The sequence below is a fragment of the Pseudomonas sp. FW507-12TSA genome (assembly GCF_058781435.1).
This window is the reverse complement of record NZ_JBYSWT010000003.1, coordinates 1-18573: the sequence shown is the minus strand read 5'-3', so window position 1 is coordinate 18573 and position 18573 is coordinate 1. Positions and strand designations below refer to the sequence as shown.

The 18573-nt window shown below is 60.5% G+C and carries 24 protein-coding genes and 1 tRNA gene; 13 read left to right on the top strand and 12 right to left on the bottom strand.

Annotation, left to right across the window (positions count from 1 at the left end; translation table 11 throughout):
• Position 1: 1 nt before the first annotated feature.
• From cydB to AC3WK8_RS03775, 3 genes are read left to right on the top strand one after another with little or no spacing between them, the layout of a single operon-like run.
• The gene (gene cydB, locus AC3WK8_RS03785) at positions 2 to 1018 is read left to right on the top strand and encodes a cytochrome d ubiquinol oxidase subunit II (RefSeq protein WP_085597875.1); all 1017 of its coding nucleotides are present in this window, start codon (positions 2 to 4) and stop codon (positions 1016 to 1018) included.
• A complete protein-coding gene (locus AC3WK8_RS03780; protein WP_178088071.1) occupies positions 1005 to 1154 on the top strand; it encodes a hypothetical protein in 150 nt (49 codons plus the stop codon). Before cydB ends, AC3WK8_RS03780 begins: the two co-directional genes overlap by 14 nt.
• Positions 1147 to 1296: a DUF2474 domain-containing protein gene (locus AC3WK8_RS03775; protein ID WP_083235762.1), complete on the top strand. Its 150-nt coding sequence runs from the start codon at positions 1147 to 1149 to the stop codon at positions 1294 to 1296. Before AC3WK8_RS03780 ends, AC3WK8_RS03775 begins: the two co-directional genes overlap by 8 nt.
• Positions 1297 to 1354: 58 nt before the next feature.
• Here the strand turns inward: AC3WK8_RS03775 and AC3WK8_RS03770 are convergent, their stop codons facing one another.
• The 3 genes from AC3WK8_RS03770 to AC3WK8_RS03760 all read right to left on the bottom strand — a co-directional run bounded on the left by AC3WK8_RS03770 (position 1355) and on the right by AC3WK8_RS03760 (position 5996).
• Complete coding sequence (locus tag AC3WK8_RS03770) at positions 1355 to 2329, bottom strand: Dyp-type peroxidase (RefSeq protein WP_103326864.1); 975 nt, start codon at positions 2327 to 2329, stop codon at positions 1355 to 1357.
• Positions 2330 to 2609: 280 nt separating this feature from the next.
• On the bottom strand, positions 2610 to 4880 hold the full coding sequence (locus tag AC3WK8_RS03765; RefSeq protein ID WP_103326863.1) for an FdhF/YdeP family oxidoreductase: 2271 nt from the start codon (positions 4878 to 4880) through the stop codon (positions 2610 to 2612).
• 222 nt (positions 4881 to 5102) lie between these two features.
• A complete protein-coding gene (locus AC3WK8_RS03760) occupies positions 5103 to 5996 on the bottom strand; it encodes a DMT family transporter (protein ID WP_103326861.1) in 894 nt (297 codons plus the stop codon).
• Positions 5997 to 6128: 132 nt separating this feature from the next.
• Here AC3WK8_RS03760 and AC3WK8_RS03755 point away from each other — a divergent pair, with 132 nt between their 5' ends.
• Positions 6129 to 6566, top strand: a complete 438-nt coding sequence (locus AC3WK8_RS03755) for an Lrp/AsnC family transcriptional regulator (protein ID WP_103326860.1) — start codon at positions 6129 to 6131, stop codon at positions 6564 to 6566.
• 82 nt (positions 6567 to 6648) lie between these two features.
• On the opposite strand, the gene AC3WK8_RS03750 is transcribed toward AC3WK8_RS03755, so the two are convergent.
• Positions 6649 to 7320 (bottom strand): Bax inhibitor-1/YccA family protein, encoded by a 672-nt coding sequence (locus AC3WK8_RS03750; RefSeq protein ID WP_022639478.1) that lies wholly within the window; start codon positions 7318 to 7320, stop codon positions 6649 to 6651.
• A gap of 123 nt (positions 7321 to 7443) precedes the next feature.
• Between AC3WK8_RS03750 and AC3WK8_RS03745 the strand changes: the two genes are divergently transcribed.
• The 5 genes from AC3WK8_RS03745 to arsH all read left to right on the top strand — a co-directional run bounded on the left by AC3WK8_RS03745 (position 7444) and on the right by arsH (position 10805).
• Positions 7444 to 7531, top strand: a tRNA-Ser gene (locus tag AC3WK8_RS03745).
• Positions 7532 to 7937: 406 nt separating this feature from the next.
• Positions 7938 to 8285, top strand: a complete 348-nt coding sequence (locus AC3WK8_RS03740; RefSeq protein ID WP_103326857.1) for a metalloregulator ArsR/SmtB family transcription factor — start codon at positions 7938 to 7940, stop codon at positions 8283 to 8285.
• A 22-nt stretch (positions 8286 to 8307) separates the two neighbouring features.
• On the top strand, positions 8308 to 9591 hold the full coding sequence (locus tag AC3WK8_RS03735) for an arsenic transporter (protein WP_103326855.1): 1284 nt from the start codon (positions 8308 to 8310) through the stop codon (positions 9589 to 9591).
• Between the two features lie 28 nt (positions 9592 to 9619).
• Complete coding sequence (locus AC3WK8_RS03730; RefSeq protein WP_103326853.1) at positions 9620 to 10090, top strand: arsenate reductase ArsC; 471 nt, start codon at positions 9620 to 9622, stop codon at positions 10088 to 10090.
• Positions 10091 to 10103: 13 nt separating this feature from the next.
• On the top strand, positions 10104 to 10805 hold the full coding sequence (arsH, locus tag AC3WK8_RS03725; RefSeq protein WP_103326851.1) for an arsenical resistance protein ArsH: 702 nt from the start codon (positions 10104 to 10106) through the stop codon (positions 10803 to 10805).
• Between the two features lie 235 nt (positions 10806 to 11040).
• On the opposite strand, the gene AC3WK8_RS03720 is transcribed toward arsH, so the two are convergent.
• Entirely contained in the window at positions 11041 to 11481 is a 441-nt protein-coding gene (locus AC3WK8_RS03720) for a hypothetical protein (protein WP_085600298.1), read from the bottom strand.
• Positions 11482 to 12161: 680 nt separating this feature from the next.
• Here AC3WK8_RS03720 and AC3WK8_RS03715 point away from each other — a divergent pair.
• Both AC3WK8_RS03715 and AC3WK8_RS03710 read left to right on the top strand, forming a co-directional pair.
• On the top strand, positions 12162 to 12716 hold the full coding sequence (locus AC3WK8_RS03715) for a GNAT family N-acetyltransferase (protein ID WP_103326846.1): 555 nt from the start codon (positions 12162 to 12164) through the stop codon (positions 12714 to 12716).
• A gap of 228 nt (positions 12717 to 12944) precedes the next feature.
• A complete protein-coding gene (locus tag AC3WK8_RS03710) occupies positions 12945 to 13289 on the top strand; it encodes a hypothetical protein (protein WP_103326844.1) in 345 nt (114 codons plus the stop codon).
• Between the two features lie 60 nt (positions 13290 to 13349).
• Here AC3WK8_RS03710 and AC3WK8_RS03705 read toward each other — a convergent pair whose 3' ends face one another.
• Positions 13350 to 13616, bottom strand: a complete 267-nt coding sequence (locus AC3WK8_RS03705; protein ID WP_256592449.1) for a hypothetical protein — start codon at positions 13614 to 13616, stop codon at positions 13350 to 13352.
• Positions 13617 to 13688: 72 nt separating this feature from the next.
• Between AC3WK8_RS03705 and AC3WK8_RS03700 the strand changes: the two genes are divergently transcribed.
• A complete protein-coding gene (locus tag AC3WK8_RS03700; RefSeq protein WP_103326842.1) occupies positions 13689 to 13997 on the top strand; it encodes a hypothetical protein in 309 nt (102 codons plus the stop codon).
• A gap of 284 nt (positions 13998 to 14281) precedes the next feature.
• Here the strand turns inward: AC3WK8_RS03700 and AC3WK8_RS03695 are convergent, their stop codons facing one another.
• The 6 genes from AC3WK8_RS03695 to AC3WK8_RS03670 all read right to left on the bottom strand — a co-directional run bounded on the left by AC3WK8_RS03695 (position 14282) and on the right by AC3WK8_RS03670 (position 18095).
• Positions 14282 to 14701 carry a hypothetical protein gene (locus AC3WK8_RS03695; protein WP_053136495.1) on the bottom strand — a complete coding sequence of 140 codons (420 nt, stop codon included), beginning with the start codon at positions 14699 to 14701 and terminating at the stop codon, positions 14282 to 14284.
• A 149-nt stretch (positions 14702 to 14850) separates the two neighbouring features.
• Complete coding sequence (locus AC3WK8_RS03690) at positions 14851 to 15318, bottom strand: hypothetical protein (RefSeq protein WP_103326840.1); 468 nt, start codon at positions 15316 to 15318, stop codon at positions 14851 to 14853.
• A gap of 162 nt (positions 15319 to 15480) precedes the next feature.
• Positions 15481 to 15618, bottom strand: a complete 138-nt coding sequence (locus AC3WK8_RS03685) for a PA0050 family protein (RefSeq protein ID WP_167334584.1) — start codon at positions 15616 to 15618, stop codon at positions 15481 to 15483.
• A 58-nt stretch (positions 15619 to 15676) separates the two neighbouring features.
• Positions 15677 to 15823, bottom strand: a complete 147-nt coding sequence (locus tag AC3WK8_RS03680) for a PA0050 family protein (RefSeq protein WP_103326878.1) — start codon at positions 15821 to 15823, stop codon at positions 15677 to 15679.
• A 365-nt stretch (positions 15824 to 16188) separates the two neighbouring features.
• Positions 16189 to 17025, bottom strand: a complete 837-nt coding sequence (locus tag AC3WK8_RS03675) for a bifunctional allantoicase/(S)-ureidoglycine aminohydrolase (protein ID WP_022639570.1) — start codon at positions 17023 to 17025, stop codon at positions 16189 to 16191.
• 185 nt (positions 17026 to 17210) lie between these two features.
• Positions 17211 to 18095, bottom strand: coding sequence for a LysR family transcriptional regulator (locus AC3WK8_RS03670; RefSeq protein ID WP_022639572.1), 885 nt, complete (start codon positions 18093 to 18095; stop codon positions 17211 to 17213).
• 180 nt (positions 18096 to 18275) lie between these two features.
• Between AC3WK8_RS03670 and AC3WK8_RS03665 the strand changes: the two genes are divergently transcribed.
• A complete protein-coding gene (locus tag AC3WK8_RS03665; RefSeq protein ID WP_103326838.1) occupies positions 18276 to 18470 on the top strand; it encodes a hypothetical protein in 195 nt (64 codons plus the stop codon).
• Positions 18471 to 18573 lie beyond the last annotated feature (103 nt).

Sequence of the window (18573 nt, the reverse complement as noted above, 5' to 3'; positions counted from 1 at the left end):
CATGGCTATTCAAGGCATAGATCTATCGTTGATCTGGGGCGTCATCATTGCCTTCGGGGTGATGATGTACGTGATCATGGACGGCTTCGACCTGGGGCTCGGCATTCTCTTCCCGCTGATCCCCGATGCCCGGGAACGGGACGTGATGATGAACACCGTGGCCCCGGTCTGGGACGGTAACGAGACCTGGCTGGTGCTCGGCGGCGCGGCGCTGTACGGCGCCTTCCCGCTGGCCTATTCGGTGATCCTCGAGGCGTTGTACCTGCCGCTGGTGTTCATGCTGGCGGGGCTGATCTTCCGTGGCGTGGCCTTCGAGTTCCGCTTCAAGGCCAGCCCCGAGAAGCGACATATCTGGGACCTGGCCTTCATCGGCGGCTCGCTGCTGGCGACCCTGTGCCAGGGCATCGTGATCGGCACCTATATCAGCGGCATCCCGGTGGTCGATCGCCAGTTCGCCGGCGGCACCCTGGACTGGCTGGCGCCCTTCCCGCTGTTCTGCGGCCTGGGGCTGGTGGTGGCCTATGCGCTGCTGGGCAGCACCTGGCTGCTGGTCAAGACCGAAGGCATGCTCGAAGCACGCATGCGCCACTACACCCGGCCCCTGGCGTTCGCCCTGACGGCGGTGATCGCGGTGCTGTGCGTGTGGACCCCCATGCTGCATCCGGAGATCGCCACCCGCTGGTTCGGCCACGCCCATATCGTGATCTTCGGCGCGCTGCTGGTGCTGGGCCTGCTGGCGTTCTGGGGCTTGCTCGGAACCTTGCGCCAGCATCATTCGCACTGGCCGTTCGTGTTCACCCTGGTGCTGGTGTTCCTGGGCTACATCGGCCTGGCCTTCAGTATCTGGCCGAACATCGTGCCGCCGTCCATCAGCCTGTGGGAAGCGGCCTCGCCCCTGACCAGCCAGTTGTTCATCCTGATCGGCACGCTGTTCATCCTGCCGATCATCCTGATGTACACCTGCTGGAGCTACTACGTGTTCCGCGGCAAAGTGAGGATCGGCGATGGCTACCACTGAACACCCAACCCTGTACGAAACCCTGGCCCGCCTGCCCTTGCACCGCCAGGTGGCACAACTGAGCCTGCTGTACCTGGGGGCGATACTGACACTGGCCTGCACCACGGCCCTGGTCCTGGAGCTGGCCCATGGATAAGACACAAGTCACACGCCCCGTTCCGGGGTGGCGGCAACTGTTGTGGATGGCCGGCATCTGGTTGGCCAGCGTGGTCAGCCTGGGGCTGGTGGCCGGGTTGTTGCGGCTGCTGATGCAAGCCGCGGGCATGCGCAGCCACTGATCGAGGCCCATTACCCACAAGCCCCCGGCACGCACTTGCGTGTCGGGGGCTTGTGCGTTCAGAGGGGCGTTGGCTCGCGTTCGGCCAAGTCTTCGAACAGCTCGGCCGAAGGCACGAAGAACAAGCCGCCGGTCACTGCCGTGCTGTAGTCCAGCAGGCGATCGTAGTTGCCCACCGGCCGCCCGACGAACATGTTTTCCAGCATCTGTTCCACCGGCTGTGGCGAGCGCGCGTACCCGATGAAGTAGGTACCGAACTCCCCGGCCCCTGGCCGGCCGAACGGCATGTTGTCGCGCAGGATCTTCACCTCCTCGCCGTTCTCCTCGAGGGTGGTCAGGGAGCTGTGGGAACAGCTGGGCTTGACCCCGTCGTCCAGCTCGATGTCGTCCAGCTTGGTCCGGCCGATGATGCGTTCCTGGGCCTCAACGGTCAGTTCGTTCCAGGCGCTCATGTTGTGCAGGTACTTCTGCACCAGGACGTAGCTGCCATTGGCGAACTGCGGGTCCTCGTCGCCCACCAGGGTGAAGTCCACGGCTTCGCGGCCCACCGGATTCTCGGTGCCGTCGACGAAACCCACCATGCTGCGCATGTCGAAGTAGCGAAAGCCCTGGACCTCGTCCACCACTTCGATCGCAGCACCCAACGGCTTGAGCAACTGGGTGGCGAGTTCGAAGCACAGGTCCATCTGTTCGGCGCGAATATGCAGCAGCAGGTCGCCAGGGGTGGACGGTGCCAGCCGCCCCGCTACCCCCACTTCACGAAACGGATGCAGCGCGGCCGGGCGCGGCCCGCCGAACAACCGGTCCCAGGCGGCGGAGCCGAAACCACAGACGCAGGTCAGGTTGCCCGCCGGTACCCGCTTGCCCACCGAGCGCACTCGCCCGGCGACATCGGCGCACCACTCGCGCAGGACTTGCGCCGCTTCGGCACCGGGCGCCAGGGTGGCGACGATGAAGATCGCGCTGCGGGTAATGGGGCTGCAGACAGCTTGGGGCTCGGGCAAGCGCCCGGCCGAGGATGAAGGTGTCGTCATGTTGGATTCCACAGGCTACGGTCAAAAAATCACCCACGGAAATTAGCAGATTGCGGCGCCGTAGCCACCCACTCCTGTGGTCGCTGTCGAGCCTGCGCAGTTGCACCAAGATCCGCAGGACCTTCCAGGGCATCGGCTGGCCAATCCAGGGGCGGCCGCTGCGCGCCCGGGCGCAGCCTGCGGCAGCGGCTACACGAAGCACCTGTAGCCGCTGCTGAGCTTGCGAAGCTGCGCCAAGCTCCGCAGGACCTTCCAGGGGATCGGCTGCCCAACCTGGCGGCTAAACGCCCGCGCGCAGCACCCGCACCGGTACCGACTTGTAGGACGGCGTGCCGCTGTCGACGTCCAGGTAGTCCAGCGGCACCAGGCGGTTGGCCTCGGGGTAATAGGCGCCGACGGTACCCGGGGCGATCTTGTACTCGATGGCGGTGATGTTCTCGTAGCGCAGGCGCCGGCCGTCGGTCACCGTCTCGATGTCCACCAGCTCGCCATGGGCCAGGCCCCGGGCCGCCAGGTCCGCCGGGCTGATGAACAGTACGTCGCGACGACCGAAGACCCCACGATAGCGATCGTCCAGGGCATAGATGGTGGTGTTGTACTGGTCATGGCTGCGCAGGGTGACCAGGCGCAGGACATCGGCGCCATCCACTTCCTTGTCTTCGTGCAAGCCGGGGAAGACGAAGAACTCGGCCTTGCCCGAGGGCGTCAGCCATTGGCGCTCGGCCGCCGCCAGGGGCATGCGGAAGCCTCCGGGAACGCGGATCCTGGCGTTGTAGTCGTCGAAGCCGGGGACGGTCTTCTCGATCAGGTCGCGGATCTTGTCGTAGTCGGTCACCAGTTCCAGCCACGGCACCTTGCTCGCGGTCAGCGTCGCCTTGGCCATGCCGGCGACAATCGCCGGTTCCGACATCAGGGCTTGCGAGGCCGGGGCCAGCTTGCCGGCCGAGGCATGGACCATGGACATCGAATCCTCGACGGTGATCGCCTGGCGCATGCCGTCCTGCACGTCCATTTCAGTGCGGCCCAGGCAGGGAAAAACGTAGGTTTCCTTAGCTACAAGCAGATGGCTGCGGTTGAGCTTGGTGGCGATGTGCACGCTCAGGTCGAGCTGGGCCATGGCCGGGAAACACTGGCCCGGGTCCGGCAGGGCCACGGCGAAGTTGCCCCCCAGGCACAGCAAGGCCTTGGACTGGCCGGCGATGATCGCCTGCATCGCTTGCACCGCGTCATGGCCATGGCTGGCCGGTGGCTTGAAGCCGAACACCTGCTCGAGCTTGTCGAGGAACGCCTGCGCGGGTTTTTCGGTGATGCCCACGGTGCGGTTGCCCTGCACGTTGGAGTGGCCACGCAGCGGGCAGATCCCCGCCCCGGGCTTGCCCAGGTTGCCTCGCAGCATCAAGAGGTCGCAGATCAGCCGCACATTGGCGGTGCCCTCGTTGTGCTGGGTGATGCCCATGCCATAGGTGACGATGGTGGCATTGGACTTGGCATAGGCCGCGGCGACCATCTCCAGGTCGCTCTGCTTGAGGCCGCTGGCCTGTTCGATATCCGCCCACTGGGTGGCGTGCAGGTCGGCCTCCAGGGCAGCGAAGCCCAGGGTGTGCTGGGCGATGAAGTCGCGGTCCAGCACCTGCCCAAGGCTTTGCTCCAGGGCCAACAAGGCCTTCATGATGCCCTTGACCGCCGCGGCGTCACCTCCGGCCTTGACCTGGAAGTACGAGGAGGCGATGCGCGTGGAGCCATAGGTGGCCATCTCCACCATGTTCTGCGGATCGGCGAAGCGCTCCAGGGCCCGCTCGCGCAAAGGGTTGAAGACCATGATCGGCACTTTGCGGCGTGACGCCTCATGCAGGGTGCCCATCATCCGCGGGTGGTTGGTGCCGGGGTTGTGGCCGATGGAGATGATCAGCTCGCAAACATCGAAATCCTCCAGCGATACCGTGCCCTTGCCGATCCCGATGGACCTGGGCAAACCGACGCTGGTGGGCTCATGGCACATGTTCGAGCAGTCGGGAAAGTTGTTGCAGCCATATTCCCGGGCAAACAGCTGGTACAGGTAGGCCGCCTCGTTGGAGGCCCTGCCCGAGGTGTAGAACTCCACCTGCTCGGGCTTCAGGCCACGCAGGACCTGGCCAATGCGCTCGAAGGCGGCCTGCCAGGGCACCGGCTTGAAGGTGTCGCTGGCGCGGTCGTAGACCAGGGGCTCGGTAAGGCGACCGAGGTCCTCCAACTGATAATCCGAACGCTGCAGCAGCGAGGCCACCGGATGGCTGGCCAAAAACTCGGACGTCACCCGTTTGTTGGTGGCTTCCCAGGTCACCGCCTTGGCGCCGTTCTCGCAGAACTGGAAGGTCGACTTGTGCTCCTTGTCCGGCCAGGCGCAACCCGGGCAATCGAAACCGTCGGGCTGGTTGGTACGCATCAGGGTCAGGGGGGCCTTGAGGGTGTCCATCTGCTCGCGTACGGCCGTGGCCGTGGCCTTGAGCGCGCCCCAGCCACCGGCGGGACCATCGTAGTTGCGGACTCCGGGAACCTTGCGTCGAGTGCTCATGATCGCTCCAGGGCCAACCGGCCCTGCGCGGCGCGAGTTGGCAATGACAGGTCATCGATCACCGGGGCGGCGTCAGGCACCCGGCAATGATCCAGGCACGGATGGCCGGATCGCCAGGCGTCTGGATCAAGAGGAAATGCGGCGCAAACTTTGCGGCGCATGCTGAAATCTAGCGCTGCGCCCCGGGCTGTCAAGGCCAGGTGCCGACCGGTGCAGGCCGGCTCACTGCAAGGCGCTGCGGCGTAACCTCGGGCTCCAGCCCTGCTGCATGCCGGCGGCGGCGAGCAGGATCGCACCGACCCCGAGCCACTGCAGCCAGCCCAGGCGGTGACCGAACGCCACCCAATCGACGAAGATCGCCGCGATCGGATAGATGAAGGACAAGGCCCCGGTCAACGCCGTGGGCAGCTTCTGGATCGCACCGTACAGCAGCACGTACATCAGTCCCGTATGGATGATGCCCAGCGCCAGCAGGCTGGCCCAGGCGCTCGCCTCCCGGGGTGGCGTGCCGAGGTTGGCCCAGGGCGCCAGCAGCAACACACCGGTGCAGACCTGGATCAGGGCGATCAGGTGCGGCGGGGTTCCACTCAAGCGTTTGATCAGCAGAGCGGCGAAGGCATACAACAAGGCTGCGCCCAGGGCCAGGCCGATGCCCAGCAGGTAATCATCGCCAGACTCGCCCTGCCCTTCATGGGCACTGACGATGGCCAGCATTCCGCCGAACGACAGGCACAACCAGAATAATTTCTGCGCAGTGATTTTTTCCCCCAGGAACAACGCCCCCAAACCCACCAGGAGGAACGGCTGGACGTTGTACACCGCGGTGCCGATGGCGATCGAGGCCCGGGAATAGGAGCCGAACAACAGCACCCAGTTGCCGACGATCGCCGCGCCGCTGACCACCGCCAGCAAGAGGACCCGTTGCGTGAGAATGTCCTTGCGCAGCAAGCCCAGGGCAGCGCAGACCAGCAGCAAGGTCGCGGCGCCAAACAGGCAGCGCCAGAACACCACGTCCAAGACCGGTTGCCCCGAGACCAGGACGCACCAGCCAATGGTTCCGGAAATCAGCATGGCGGCGCTCATTTCCAGCGATCCGCGACGAATCAATGCATCCATCATAAGGCTCCTTTATCGGTCGCCAGATTATCCGTAACTCAACTACGGCCTCACCAGAGAAAATCCTAGGCTAGACTCAGCCTTCGCCTTTTTTATCAAGGCAAGAAAGCCCATCTACCTAACGAGACTGCCATGCTGGATGCCATCGACCAGACGCTGATCAGCGCCCTGATGCAAGACTCCCGACGTTCACTCAAGGCCCTGGGGCAGATCAGCGGGCTGTCCGCCCCCAGTGTCGCCGAGCGCCTGCGCCGACTAGAGGAACGAGGGGTGATCAGCGCCTACACCCTGGAAATCGACCCAAAATTCCTGGGGTATCAATTGCAGGCCATCGTGCGCATCCGCCCCTTGCCGGGAAAACTGCAGGAAGTCGAACGACAGATCCTGGCGATCCCCGAGTTTACCGAGTGCGACAAGGTCACCGGCGACGACTGCTTTTTCGCACGCCTGCAGGTGCGCTCCATGGAACAACTGGACAGCCTGCTGGACCGCCTCAACCAGTACGCCGAGACCAACACCTCGATCATCAAGAAGTCACCGATCAAGCGCCGTTTGCCGCCCATGGAGTGAACATCTGCCCTGCTCCGGTCAAGAAAATCCGGGCAATAAAAAACCCGCCGAAGCGGGCTTTTTCAAAGCTGGAAGCTGAGGATCAGTCGTCGCGGCTCATGATGCCGAACAGCTGCAGCAGGCTGACGAACAGGTTGTAGATCGATACATACAGGCTGATGGTAGCCATGATGTAGTTGCGCTCGCCGCCGTGGATGATGGCGCTGGTCTGGAACAGGATGCACACCGAGGAGAACAGCACGAAGCCGGCGCTGATCGCCAGTTGCAGGCCGCTGATCTGGAAGAACAGGCTGGCCAGCACGGCGCCCATCAGGACGAAGAAACCGGCGGTGATGAAACCACCCAGGAAGCTCATGTCCTTGCGGGTGATCAGCACGTAGGCCGACAGGCCGCCGAACACCAGTGCGGTCATGGCGAAGGCCGAGCTGACCACTTCAGCGCCGCCCTGCATGCCCAGGTAGCGGTTGAGGATCGGGCCCAGCAAAAAGCCCATGAAACCGGTCAGGGCGAAAGTCGAGACCAGGCCCCAGACCGAGTCACGGAGTTTGCTGGTGAGGAAGAACAGACCGTAGAAACCGATCAGTACGACGAAGACGTTCGGGTAACCGACGCGCATCTGTTGTGCCACGTAGGCCATGATCCCGCTGAAAGCGAGGGTCAGGGCCAGCAAGCCATAAGTGTTGCGCAGGACGCGGCTAACCTCTAGCTGCTCGGCCTGCACGCCGTTGTTAACTGCGTAATCCTGTTCGCGCATGGCGACACTCCTGTTGGTTGAAACATTTAGTGGCAAGGATGATAACAGAGGCGCTGTAGCGCGCGACGCAGAGAGTTTGACAGTGTGTTTCATTCGGGTATTATGGCGCCCGCAATGCGATCTGGAGGTGTGGCCGAGTGGTTTAAGGCAGCGGTCTTGAAAACCGCCGACTGTAACAGGTCCTAGAGTTCGAATCTCTACGCCTCCGCCAAATCTCTACGATAAAGCCCTGATTATTCAGGGCTTTTTTGTTTCTGCTGCTCACGAACCCCTACCGTCACCCGTTGCCCGTTTCCGCATCATTTCTTTAGTTTCCGCAACCTCCCTCCTGCGACACCCTGCCGACAGAACACCAGGACCAGTGGTCCGGCCTAGGTGGCGCCCCTATATTTTCATAATCTCAGGATGGTCTGGTCTTACCACACACCATGACCGGCAGTTACTAGAGCCCCCTTCCTATTTCTGCTTAGGCCGGTCAAGGCCCGTAAATACGAGCCCTTGTCAGTCGGCCCTCAACCTAAGACGACTCTTGGCGGCCCCGTTTTGCCCTAAAATCGGCTTGCCATAAATATATGGACATCCATATATTCGAATTTCCATATATTCGAGCCACCCCAATGATCACCCCACTAGTTCTCTTCAAGAACCTGGCTGACGAAACCCGCGCCCGTGCGGCTCTGCTCATCGCCAGCCTGGGCGAACTCTGTGTCTGCGAGCTGATGTGTGCCCTCGATGACAGCCAACCGAAGATCAGCCGCCACCTGGCACAACTGCGCTCCAGTGGTCTGCTGCTGGATCGTCGCCAGGGCCAGTGGGTGTATTACCGCCTCAATCCAGAACTCCCGTCCTGGGTACAGGAGATGCTGCAGGTAACGCTGCAGGCCAATACCGAGTGGCTCGCTGAGAACACACTTCGCCTACAGAACATGGACGGCCGGCCCGTTCGTGATACCGCATGCTGCTGACCTTCAACGAGCGAGTTTTTCCATGCTGATTGCTATCGCCGTCTTCGTTTTCACCCTCGTTCTGGTCATCTGGCAACCCAAGGGCCTCGGTGTTGGCTGGAGCGCTGCACTAGGGGCTGGCATCGCCCTGGCCAGCGGAGCTGTTTCTCTGAGTGACATACCCACCGTATGGGCCATCGTCTGGAATGCCACCGCTACGTTCATCGCCGTTATCATCATCAGCTTGCTGCTCGACGAGGCTGGACTCTTCGAATGGGCTGCCTTACATGTAGCGCGCTGGGCAAACGGCAGCGGTTACCGCTTGTTCGCTTTTTGTGTGCTGCTGGGCGCTGCGGTATCAGCGCTATTTGCCAACGACGGCGCAGCGCTGATCCTCACCCCAATTGTTATGTCGATGCTGCTTGCCCTGCGCTTTTCGCCGGCCGCGACGCTGGCCTTCGTCATGGCTGCGGGCTTCATCGCTGATACTGCAAGTTTGCCTCTGGTGGTTTCTAACCTGGTGAACATTGTTTCAGCCGACTACTTCGACCTGGGCTTTGCCGAGTACGCCTCGGTGATGGTGCCAGTCAATCTGGCAAGCGTTGCGGCCACGTTGATAGTGCTGTTCCTGTTCTTCCGTCGTGATATCCCACGCCGTTACGCGCTGGATGCGTTGAAGGAACCCAAAACGGCCATCCATGACCGCGCCACGTTTATCGTGGGATGGTGGACCCTGCTGGTGTTGCTCGTCGGCCTGTTCGCCCTAGAGCCATTGGGTATTCCGGTCAGCGCAGTTGCCGCTGCATGCGCCGCCATCCTCTTTGCCGTTGCCGCCCGTGGCCACCGCATCTCAACCCGCCGAGTGCTACGCGAAGCGCCCTGGCAGGTGGTGATCTTCTCCCTAGGTATGTACCTGGTGGTCTATGGGCTGAAAAACGCAGGCCTGACTGATCTGCTCACCCAACAGCTCGACCGACTAGCCGAACAGGGCCTATGGGGCGCTGCCATTGGTACCGGACTGCTCTCAGCATTCCTGTCCTCGATCATGAACAACATGCCCAGCGTGCTAGTAGGCGCCTTGTCGATCCAGGCCAGTGGGGCTGAGGGTCTTGTACGCGAGGCAATGATCTACGCCAACATCATCGGCTGTGACCTCGGTCCGAAGATCACCCCTATAGGCAGCCTTGCCACGTTGCTCTGGCTGCATGTGCTGGAACGTAAAGGCATACGTATCACCTGGGGCTACTACTTCAAGGTTGGCACGCTGCTAACCCTCCCAGTTCTACTGATCACCCTTTCGGCCCTGGCACTGCGCCTGAGCCTCTGACGTCCGCCAAGAAGCGGGGGAGCTCTACATGCGAGTCCTGTTTATGTGCACGGCCAATAGCTGCCGCAGCATTCTTTCCGAAGCGCTGTTCAACCACCTGGCCCCCACAGGATTTGAAGCAGTCAGTTCCGGTAGTTTCCCCAAGGGTCAGGTGCTGCCCCGTAGCCTCACCACATTGCAGCAAGCCGGTATCTGCACTGCAGGCCTACGCAGCAAAGGTAACGACGACTTCGAAGGCAACCCGCCAGATATCGTCATCACTGTCTGCGACAAGGCCGCCGGTGAAGCCTGCCCGGTCTACTTCGGACCAGCAGTGAAAAGCCATTGGGGATTGGAAGATCCATCCGACGTGGTGGGCGATGAAACATCAATCGAGGCCGCATTCCGCAATACGCTGGCCCGTATTGAGCTGCGCTGCAAAGCCTTCTTCGCCCTTCCCTTCGACACACTCGACCGCGATGCACTCAAGCGTGAGTTGGACCGCATCGGCGCTCTTTGAGCAGGAGAAAACCATGTCAGAACATCTGCCCAATCTCGACCTTTCACTCTTCGATAAGTCGCCAACAACCAACCGCACCAGCGAGCATCAACCCCGCATTCTGTTGCTCTACGGATCGACCCGCGAGCGCTCCTTCAGTCGCCTACTGGTAGAGGAAGCTGGCCGTCTGCTGGAACACTTCGGCGCAGAGATTCGCATCTTCAATCCATCCGGCCTGCCATTGCCTGATGATGCTCCGGTAGAACACCCCAAGGTGCAGGAATTGCGCGATCTGGTGCAGTGGTCAGAGGGACAGGTCTGGTGCTCCCCTGAGCGCCATGGTGCGCTGTCCGCAGTGTTCAAGGCCCAGATCGACTGGATTCCCCTATCACTCGGAGCTGTGCGCCCGACACAGGGCAAGACACTGGCAGTGATGCAGGTCTGCGGCGGCTCGCAGTCATTCAACGTAGTCAGTCAACTGCGCGTACTCGGCCGGTGGATGCGCATGTTCACTGTTCCCAACCAGTCCTCAGTGCCCAAGGCCTACCTGGAGTTCGATGATGCTGGGCGTATGAAGCCTTCGGCTTACTACGACCGAGTGGTCGACGTTATGGAAGAGCTGGTGAAGTTCACCTTACTGCTGCGCGACCGCCAAGACTTCCTGGTAGATCGCTACTCAGAACGAAAGGAGAGCGCCGAACAGTTGTCGGCGCGAGTTAACCAGCGCTCGATCTAAAGCTGCGACGCTCATCGCAGCACATGCCGATTGTGCTCGGGCTTTTTCGAAGCAGCTGGATATAAGGTCGCTTGGCATTTAATGGCATTGATTGTCGTACAGATTGCCCCACGACATGCTCAGTTGCAGGACATAGGCCTGCTCACACATACACCCTGCCTCGGCTTTGATCAGCAAGCGCCCCCTCACAAGACGTAAAAAAGAAAAGGCACCCGAAGGTGCCCTCTTACGCCATTCACGGTTGGAATCGAGTGCCGCAAGCGTGGCATAGCCAAGTGCGGCGCCACTCTTCGTATTCATCATATTGCTTAATGTTGTATCGACAGTGCCGGACGAACCCGATCACACCAATGGCTATGAACGTCACGCCGATGAAGAACCTGGTCCAGTCCACTTCCCATGATAGTTTCAGACCGTCGTACAAGATGATAGCGCCCACCCCAGTAAGGATTACCGGACCAAGCAGGCGTTTAGCCCCTGGAGGGGCGACGCTTGCAGCCAAATGGGTCTGATGACGGCCCGTGGTTTCTACAGTCACGCTGGGGCCGAATCCGGATTGGGATTGCGCCTGATGGGTCGCTTGTATGTGAGAGGTGCCAGCAGCATGGATGACGGACAGAAGCTGGACGTTTTGACCTTGGCATTGCGGGCAGCAGATGGCGTTGGTGCTCACCACGTAATCATTCCTTTGAAAGGCGGGAAAGGGCCATTCTAAGGCAATGTGAATCTTCTATGTATCTGAAATCCAAGAGGCATTTGGCATGCTCCAGATGCAAAAAGCCCAGCGCGGGGCCGGGCTTCTACGTCACTGCCGACGGGCATCTAGTATGGTTGCGCCTGGATACTTCTCCAGGATCTTGCGTTCCGCATCCCGCTGGTCGCTACCATTCTGGAGCACATTACTCATGCCACTGCCGCTCTTGGTCTTAAGCTTAAACACGAACGTTACCACCGCCATATCGCAACTCCTTTGCTAGTAAACGCACGGAATCTACCATCCACCTTGTGCACCCATCCATCCTGGACGCAAAGCCCTCCCCCATTCAGCAAGAGCCTGTATTGCCCACAATGATCACAATTAAAATGGGGGTCATCTCCATGTTGAATGAAGACTTGGATAAACCTACCAACCCCGCACGCACCACAGCCATTACGGTATCTAGTAACGCAGCAAAGGCAGAGTCCAGGGCTTTACTGGCTCAACGGGATGAACTCAAGGCGCGAACATCGCCCCTGATCGGAGAACTGCAGTGACATCGGGATGGTATAGGCATCTAGTTCAGGGCCAAGCCCGGCCAAACGCCGGTTTTTTTCATGTCCAGGAGCAACGATGTTTGCCCACAGGAACAGCTGGCAATGATTGAGTTTCCAACCCTTCTTACAAAACGCCTACGCCTGCGAGAGCTGACAAAAAACGATGCACCGACCTTGCTAGAAATCCATAGTGATGCAGATGCCATGAAGTGGTTCGGCTCTGATCCCATCGCTCACATTGAGCAAGCAGAGCAGCTTGTTGAGCTATTCAATAGCTGGCGTGCAGCACCCAACCCGGGCATTCGCTGGGGCCTGGAGGACCTCTCCCAGGGGAAGCTGATTGGGACCTGCGGACTGTTCAAGTGGAACCGCTCATGGAGGAGCTGTTCGATCGGCTTTGAACTGGCTCAATCAGCTCAGGGGAAAGGCTTCATGAGTGAAGCGATCAGACCATGCATTGATTGGGGTATCGCCTACATGGATCTGAACAGGATAGAGGCGCTCGCTCACCCCAAGAACGTACCGTCATTGAATCTGCTTGAGCGCATGGGTTTCGTGCGTGAAGGCGTTCTTCGCAAAGCCGGGTACTGGGGAAGTACATATCACGATCTAGTGCAGTATTCGCTGTTGAGAGAGGACGTCATGGACCCATCCTGATCGTCACAGCCTTGCAGTTCGTGCGCACTCATCCCTAAGCCCCCCATGTGGCCGCCCTGTACATTCTCCAACCACCCACATCAAGGGTGCAGAGATGCCCGAGGATGAGAAGCGCAGATCCGCCGAGGCGATTGCCCAGGTCGGGAAGCTGGAGAAAGCACACCTGAGGCGAGCGCTCCACCCCAGCGCGCCGGGGTCTCCCTCTGTGTACGCAAAGGAATTGCCGTCATGCCCTCACTGAGCCGAGGAGTTCTCGCTCTCATCTTTCTGCTGGCGTCAGCTTCTGGCGCTGCCAATGACGAAATCTCCCAGGAATGGGCACATCTGATAAAAGCAGATTTCCAAGACGGTTGTGTGAGTCGCTTGGATCAGTACCAATCCACCTTTGGAAGCAACGGCGTACGCTTCGGTGCATGGCGTGTGCAGACCTGCGAAGGCAACTTTGAGTATGGCGCGAGTTACTATCCACTCAACGTGCGTACCGAAAATAAACGAATAAGGGTCAGGCAGACGCAGAAGCTTCCTGCGCTGACACCGGTGCAGTTGCAAGGAATGTACTCTTTGAAGGGATAACGCGGCTTGAAGGAAGATTTCTTTCCCAGCTTGAGACGGCCATTTTTCCAGCGGCCTCCGCTACACCATGTTTGCCGAGTAGCTTGCCAAGTGCCGCCAGTAGCTCACGATGACTTCCGGCCAGTAGCCACCATAGGTGTCGCGTTCGCTGGCATGGCCATAAAGATGGTGCAGGATGGAGCCAGGCGCAGGGTAATGTTCCGGCTCGCTCTTGAGCACGCCATCGGCCAGATAGACTCCCGTGTAGTTGGGCAGCGGCGAGCGAACCGGCAATATCACATCGCCCTGGCGCAGGTCCCCTACCCGCTCGAAACCAGTCTCGGGCAAGTACTCCAGGTAGAGTTTGCCACCCCTGCCCCAGCTATCTCGAATCCCCAATAAGTAGAGTGAAGGTCAAGTATGAGGTTCTTGTTTTTTGTGATGATTTCTCTTGCAGCTGCGGTTTCATCGGGCTGTGCAAGCAAACAGAGCGAGGAGTATCAAAAGGAAGTCGATGCGGTGCCGATGCCCAGGACCGAAACGGAACGTTTGGAGCAATGCAGGTACTTCAATTCAAGAATATTGTCGGTTTCGCTTGAATCCGCTCGCAAACAACAAGAACAGCTAATGCCATCCATGCAGGGCTTTTCCCAACTGCCCTTTGCTAAACGAATAGCTGCAATGAACTGCTCCAAGAAGGACACAGCACTTTACCCCGAGGGCTTTTGAACCACCCTGGGCCTACTGAAATATACCCTTCTCACAACAACGGCCCCAAACAATAAAAAAGCCCGGTACACAACCGGGCTTTCCTCAAGATGCCGCGCTGAAGCCACTGAACCAGCCATCACCAAGACTGCATATGCCAGCGTTCGGATATCGGCTCGGGCGCTGCCCCTGAACGATGGTCCTGCTGGGGCTAGCCTACGATCCTGATGTACGGATCAAACCTCATCGCACTCTTCCCATCCAGCAACAACTCGACCTTTCCGACCCCTGTTCTGCACTGGATATCAATATGCCCCTGGGAAACGCGCTTGCAATTCAGCATAGGCTTCTTCGAGAGCGCCTGCGGAGTAGTTGAAGAAGTTCACGAAACCCTCTTCTGAAAAAACAAAGGACTCCATGCTGAACAACAAGGAAGGCTTCTCACTGTAGAAGCACTTCAAGACCCTGTAGTCATGATTGAAGTGATTCAACACGGCAATGCGCTGTGCATCGTCCACCGTGCGCCCGGCGGCTACCGCGAAGTTGATCGCGACATAACCATCGTCGAGGGTACTGAGATTGACGCCATAGACAATCTTGTTAGCGCCCTCAAAGAAAACCGATCGCTCATTCTCATTGACCAGTGCATAGCCCAGTTCCTGCACAACCTCCTTTACAAACTGCTTCCTGCTTTGCAGATCAACCGTCATGAACCGATCAGACATAAGACCATCCCTTGAAAAAGGCCGCAGCCTAGCAAAATGCCGATCTTGTTGCGCTGCTCTACCAGTCTCTGTACGCGGCTATGCGCCCCCTTCAAAACACTTGCTGGTGACGCCGGATCAGGTTGACCAGTTGGAACAGGCGGTCCGCCTTACGCATCTGGCTCACTCAAATGGAGGTGTGCGGCGCGGCACAGCAGCTGCTTGAGCCGATCACGATGGGTGTCCAGCAACTGCAACAGCCAGGACTCCTGCTCCGGCTCGGATGCGTCGATCCACCGATCCAGCTCCGCCATCGAAGCCTCGTCGTCCCAGTGATCCATGCCAAAGACATAGCGCTCCCGCCAGCCATCGCAATCCAGCGCCAGCAGGTTGTCACGCATCGCTTGCTGCCGAGGATGTGGCGTCGCTTCAAAATAGGTCCAGGCACCGGAACGAACCGATTGGGCGAACCAGGTCAGGGCTTCCAGATAGACGAACAGCGGCGGCGGCAGACCCAGGTCCGGCTGGTCGGGAGCCGGTGCGGCCGCCTCCATATGCGCACCGAGCATGGCCATCGCCTCGTAGCTGCGGCTGTCGATCAACTGGTCGACATAGGCCGTGCCATAAACAGCTCTCACCGGGTTGCTCCTTGCTTTGGCGGGGGAAAATCGAAGGGCGCTATTGTCGCTGAACGCTGGGTGGCCTTCCAGCAACCGCGATCGGCCGGGATCTCTCGCAACCCAAGACAGTCTTCCCGGCGTGCGGGCCCGGCACCGGCCGGACCCGCCAGGCAAGTTACCTCATGGGCACTCGCAGGTAGACGGACCAAATACCGGGCCGCTGCATGGATCCTTGGACGGACCGAACACCGGGCAAGAAGCTTGGGCAGTCAGGGAGAAACCGCATAGCAGCAATGCCGCCAACAACATTTTCTTCATTCAAGACCTCCTGGTCAGTCACACAAGATTCCACCGTCCTGGTCGGAGCGCGATTCAGTCATGGGCATTCGCACAATGTAGGAGTCGGACCGAGCACGGCTTCCGAGCACGGATCATCCCAGGGCCCCAATACCGCGCAACCCGCTTGCGCGGTCATCGAGAACATCCAGAGCAGCAGCGAAGCCGCCAGAAATTTCATTTTCAACATGACCTCCTTGGTCGAGACATCGATAACGGTCCGTGTCCTTTTGCGTAGTTGAACGCCCCTCTACCTGGGGCAGGACACCTGCCCCACATGACGTGAAGTGGACCACCCGGCACGGCGCCAGGCCCGACACAGCAAAGACCAGGCTCGTCCATCACGCCAGTGCGACACACTGTCGCGCCACCCTGGAATGTTCCGGCACTGCTGGCGCCAGCCGCTCTGGCGTCGGCATCCACGGCCAGGTGATGCGGCCCAGCAGGCGAAACGCTTTTCCCGGGGCAAAAGAAAACCGGCGATCGCTCGCCGGCCTGGTGCGGAACCTGGACAGCCAGGGCAGCAGTCGATCGCTGCCCTGGCCCTGCGCATCAATGCGGCGCGTTCAGGGTCAGGCGCATCTGGCGGTTCACATCCTTGTACAGCAGGTAGCGGAAGCGACCCGGGCCGCCGGAGTAGCAGGCCTGCGGGCAGAACGCACGCAACCACATGAAGTCACCAGCCTCGACCTCGACCCAATCCTGGTTCAGGCGATACACCGCCTTGCCTTCCAGCACATAGAGACCGTGTTCCATGACATGGGTCTCGGCGAACGGAATCACGCCGCCCGGCTCGAAGTTGACGATGTTGACGTGCATGTCATGGCGCATGTCGCTCATGTCGACGAAGCGGGTGGTGCTCCAGCGACCTTCGGTGTCGGGCATCACCCGTGGCTCGATGTCTTGCTCGTTGGTGACGAAAGCCTCCGGGTACGGCACGCCATCGACCTTCTGGTAATGCTTGCGAATCCAGTGGAAACGCGCTTCGGTGCCGCTGGTGTTGCGCAGCTTCCAGTCGGCGGCCGGCGGAATGAAGGCATAGCCCCCAGGCGTGAGCACGTGTTGCTGGCCTTGCAGGGTCAGGTTCACCTCACCCTCGACGACGAACAGCACCGCCTCGGCGTTGGGGTCCTGCTCGGGCTTGTCGCTGCCGCCGTTGGGGCCGACTTCGACGATGTACTGGGAGAAGGTTTCAGCGAAACCCGACAGCGGGCGGGCGATGACCCACATGCGCATGTTGTCCCAGTGGGGCAAGTGGCTGGTGACGATATCGCGCATCACGCCCTTGGGGATCACCGCGTAGGCTTCGGTGAACATCGCACGGTCGGTGAGCAGCTCGGTCTGGGCCGGGTGCCCGCCATGCGGCGCGTAGTAAGTGGACTTGGACATGGAGACTCTCCTCATTGTTGTTTTGCTGCCCCGCCCGTCACGGCAGGCAGGGTGGACAAAGCCTGGGCCCGGTACGTCAACGGCGTGGCGTGGGCCGCCATGGGCACCACGATATCCAGCCGCCCCTTCATGCACAAATTAAATACTGAAATAGGTGACATTCATTTATAGAATATCTAACAAGCTCATCCGCGCGTGTCCTGGGCCAGCACCCGGGACAGCACCCGAGCCAGCTCCTTGACCATGGGATCGGCCGCCGGGCGGTGCAGCAATGCCACCTCGAACACATCCACCGCCGGCAGTCCGCTGGCCTTGGCCAGCACCTGGTGTTCCGCCGTCACCGCCCGCAGCGGCAGCAGGCCGATGCCCATGCCATCGGCGATGGCCGATTGCAGGCCACTGAGGCTGGAACTGGTGAAACTGATATGCCAACGCCGACCGATGCCTTCCAGGGCGCTGATCATTTCATCGCGGTACACCCCCCTAGGCGGGAAAGTCACGATGGGCAGCGGGTCCAGGTCGATGCAGGGGTTCCTGGCGCTGTCCACCCAACGGGTCTTTTCCGGCCAGCAGGCCTGCGCCTCGCGGCTGCTCCGGCGTTGCTTGAGCAACACCAGGTCGAGCTCGCCACGGTCGTAACTGGCGCTCAAGTCACGACTCATGCCGCTGGTGACCTCCAGCTTGACCTGCGGATAGCGCCGGTTGAAGGCCGCCAGCTGTTCGGTGGTCCGCCCGGTGGCGAAGTCATCCGGCACGCCGATACGCACCGTCAGCGCCACCGTGGCCCCGGACAGCGCCTCGAGCATTTCGTCGTTCAGCGCCAGCAGGCGCCGGGCATAACCCAGCAGCGTCTCGCCGGCATCGGTGGGCAGCACATCGCGGTTGCCGCGCTCGAGCAAGCGATGCCCGGCCATTTCTTCCAGGCGGCGAATCTTCTGGCTGACGGTGGACTGGGTGGAGTGCAGGCGCGTGGCCGCGGTGGTGAAACTACCGCAGTCGGCCACCGTGACTATGGCTCGCAGCAGGTCGAGGTCGAACAGGCGGCTAGTGGATTTCTCGATGTCGCTCATGGGCTCATCTGTTTTCTGAATGCGTGGGTTCTTTCTACCGGTTCCCGCACCAGGAAACAAACGTCCTGGCGCCTGGCGAACAACCCCCGGCTATCGCAAAAGCAGAACATGTATCAATATGTGACAGCGCTAGAAGCGCCAGCCCATTCGATCCCCGGTCCGGACCTGGAGTTGCTGAACATGAAGTTGAACTGCATCAGAGTGCTATTGATTGGCGCCGTCTTGCTGCTCGGTGCCTGCTCCAGCGCCACCCACCATTCCTGCTACTCGGATGCCTGCCGGCTCGGCGGCGGCATGGCCAGGCTCAACGTCAATGGCAACGCGGCCCTGGGCAACAGCTTCAACCAGTACGGCGCCAGCCTGCTACACGACTGAAGCAGCCGGGCCTTGGCCTATCAGCCTGGGCCCATTCCCCATGGCCGGTGCCCAGGCACGAGGCTCACCAGCTGCCCGAAGCCCCGCCACCACCACTGGAGCC

Bases quoted from the DNA above. Each gene is read 5' to 3' on its own strand.
- arsH (WP_103326851.1), top strand. From the start codon at position 10,104: ATGTCAGAACATCTGCCCAATCTCGACCTTTCACTCTTCGATAAGTCG.
- AC3WK8_RS03730 (WP_103326853.1), top strand. From the start codon at position 9,620: ATGCGAGTCCTGTTTATGTGCACGGCCAATAGCTGCCGCAGCATTCTT.
- AC3WK8_RS03765 (WP_103326863.1), bottom strand. From the start codon at position 4,880: ATGAGCACTCGACGCAAGGTTCCCGGAGTCCGCAACTACGATGGTCCC.
- AC3WK8_RS03760 (WP_103326861.1), bottom strand. From the start codon at position 5,996: ATGGATGCATTGATTCGTCGCGGATCGCTGGAAATGAGCGCCGCCATG.
- AC3WK8_RS03755 (WP_103326860.1), top strand. From the start codon at position 6,129: ATGCTGGATGCCATCGACCAGACGCTGATCAGCGCCCTGATGCAAGAC.
- AC3WK8_RS03685 (WP_167334584.1), bottom strand. From the start codon at position 15,618: ATGAAGAAAATGTTGTTGGCGGCATTGCTGCTATGCGGTTTCTCCCTG.
- AC3WK8_RS03675 (WP_022639570.1), bottom strand. From the start codon at position 17,025: ATGTCCAAGTCCACTTACTACGCGCCGCATGGCGGGCACCCGGCCCAG.
- AC3WK8_RS03770 (WP_103326864.1), bottom strand. From the start codon at position 2,329: ATGACGACACCTTCATCCTCGGCCGGGCGCTTGCCCGAGCCCCAAGCT.
- AC3WK8_RS03780 (WP_178088071.1), top strand. From the start codon at position 1,005: ATGGCTACCACTGAACACCCAACCCTGTACGAAACCCTGGCCCGCCTG.
- AC3WK8_RS03665 (WP_103326838.1), top strand. From the start codon at position 18,276: ATGAAGTTGAACTGCATCAGAGTGCTATTGATTGGCGCCGTCTTGCTG.
- AC3WK8_RS03710 (WP_103326844.1), top strand. From the start codon at position 12,945: ATGCCCTCACTGAGCCGAGGAGTTCTCGCTCTCATCTTTCTGCTGGCG.
- cydB (WP_085597875.1), top strand. From the start codon at position 2: ATGGCTATTCAAGGCATAGATCTATCGTTGATCTGGGGCGTCATCATT.
- AC3WK8_RS03740 (WP_103326857.1), top strand. From the start codon at position 7,938: ATGATCACCCCACTAGTTCTCTTCAAGAACCTGGCTGACGAAACCCGC.
- AC3WK8_RS03750 (WP_022639478.1), bottom strand. From the start codon at position 7,320: ATGCGCGAACAGGATTACGCAGTTAACAACGGCGTGCAGGCCGAGCAG.
- AC3WK8_RS03735 (WP_103326855.1), top strand. From the start codon at position 8,308: ATGCTGATTGCTATCGCCGTCTTCGTTTTCACCCTCGTTCTGGTCATC.
- AC3WK8_RS03700 (WP_103326842.1), top strand. From the start codon at position 13,689: ATGAGGTTCTTGTTTTTTGTGATGATTTCTCTTGCAGCTGCGGTTTCA.
- AC3WK8_RS03775 (WP_083235762.1), top strand. From the start codon at position 1,147: ATGGATAAGACACAAGTCACACGCCCCGTTCCGGGGTGGCGGCAACTG.
- AC3WK8_RS03715 (WP_103326846.1), top strand. From the start codon at position 12,162: ATGATTGAGTTTCCAACCCTTCTTACAAAACGCCTACGCCTGCGAGAG.
- AC3WK8_RS03695 (WP_053136495.1), bottom strand. From the start codon at position 14,701: ATGTCTGATCGGTTCATGACGGTTGATCTGCAAAGCAGGAAGCAGTTT.
- AC3WK8_RS03670 (WP_022639572.1), bottom strand. From the start codon at position 18,095: ATGAGCGACATCGAGAAATCCACTAGCCGCCTGTTCGACCTCGACCTG.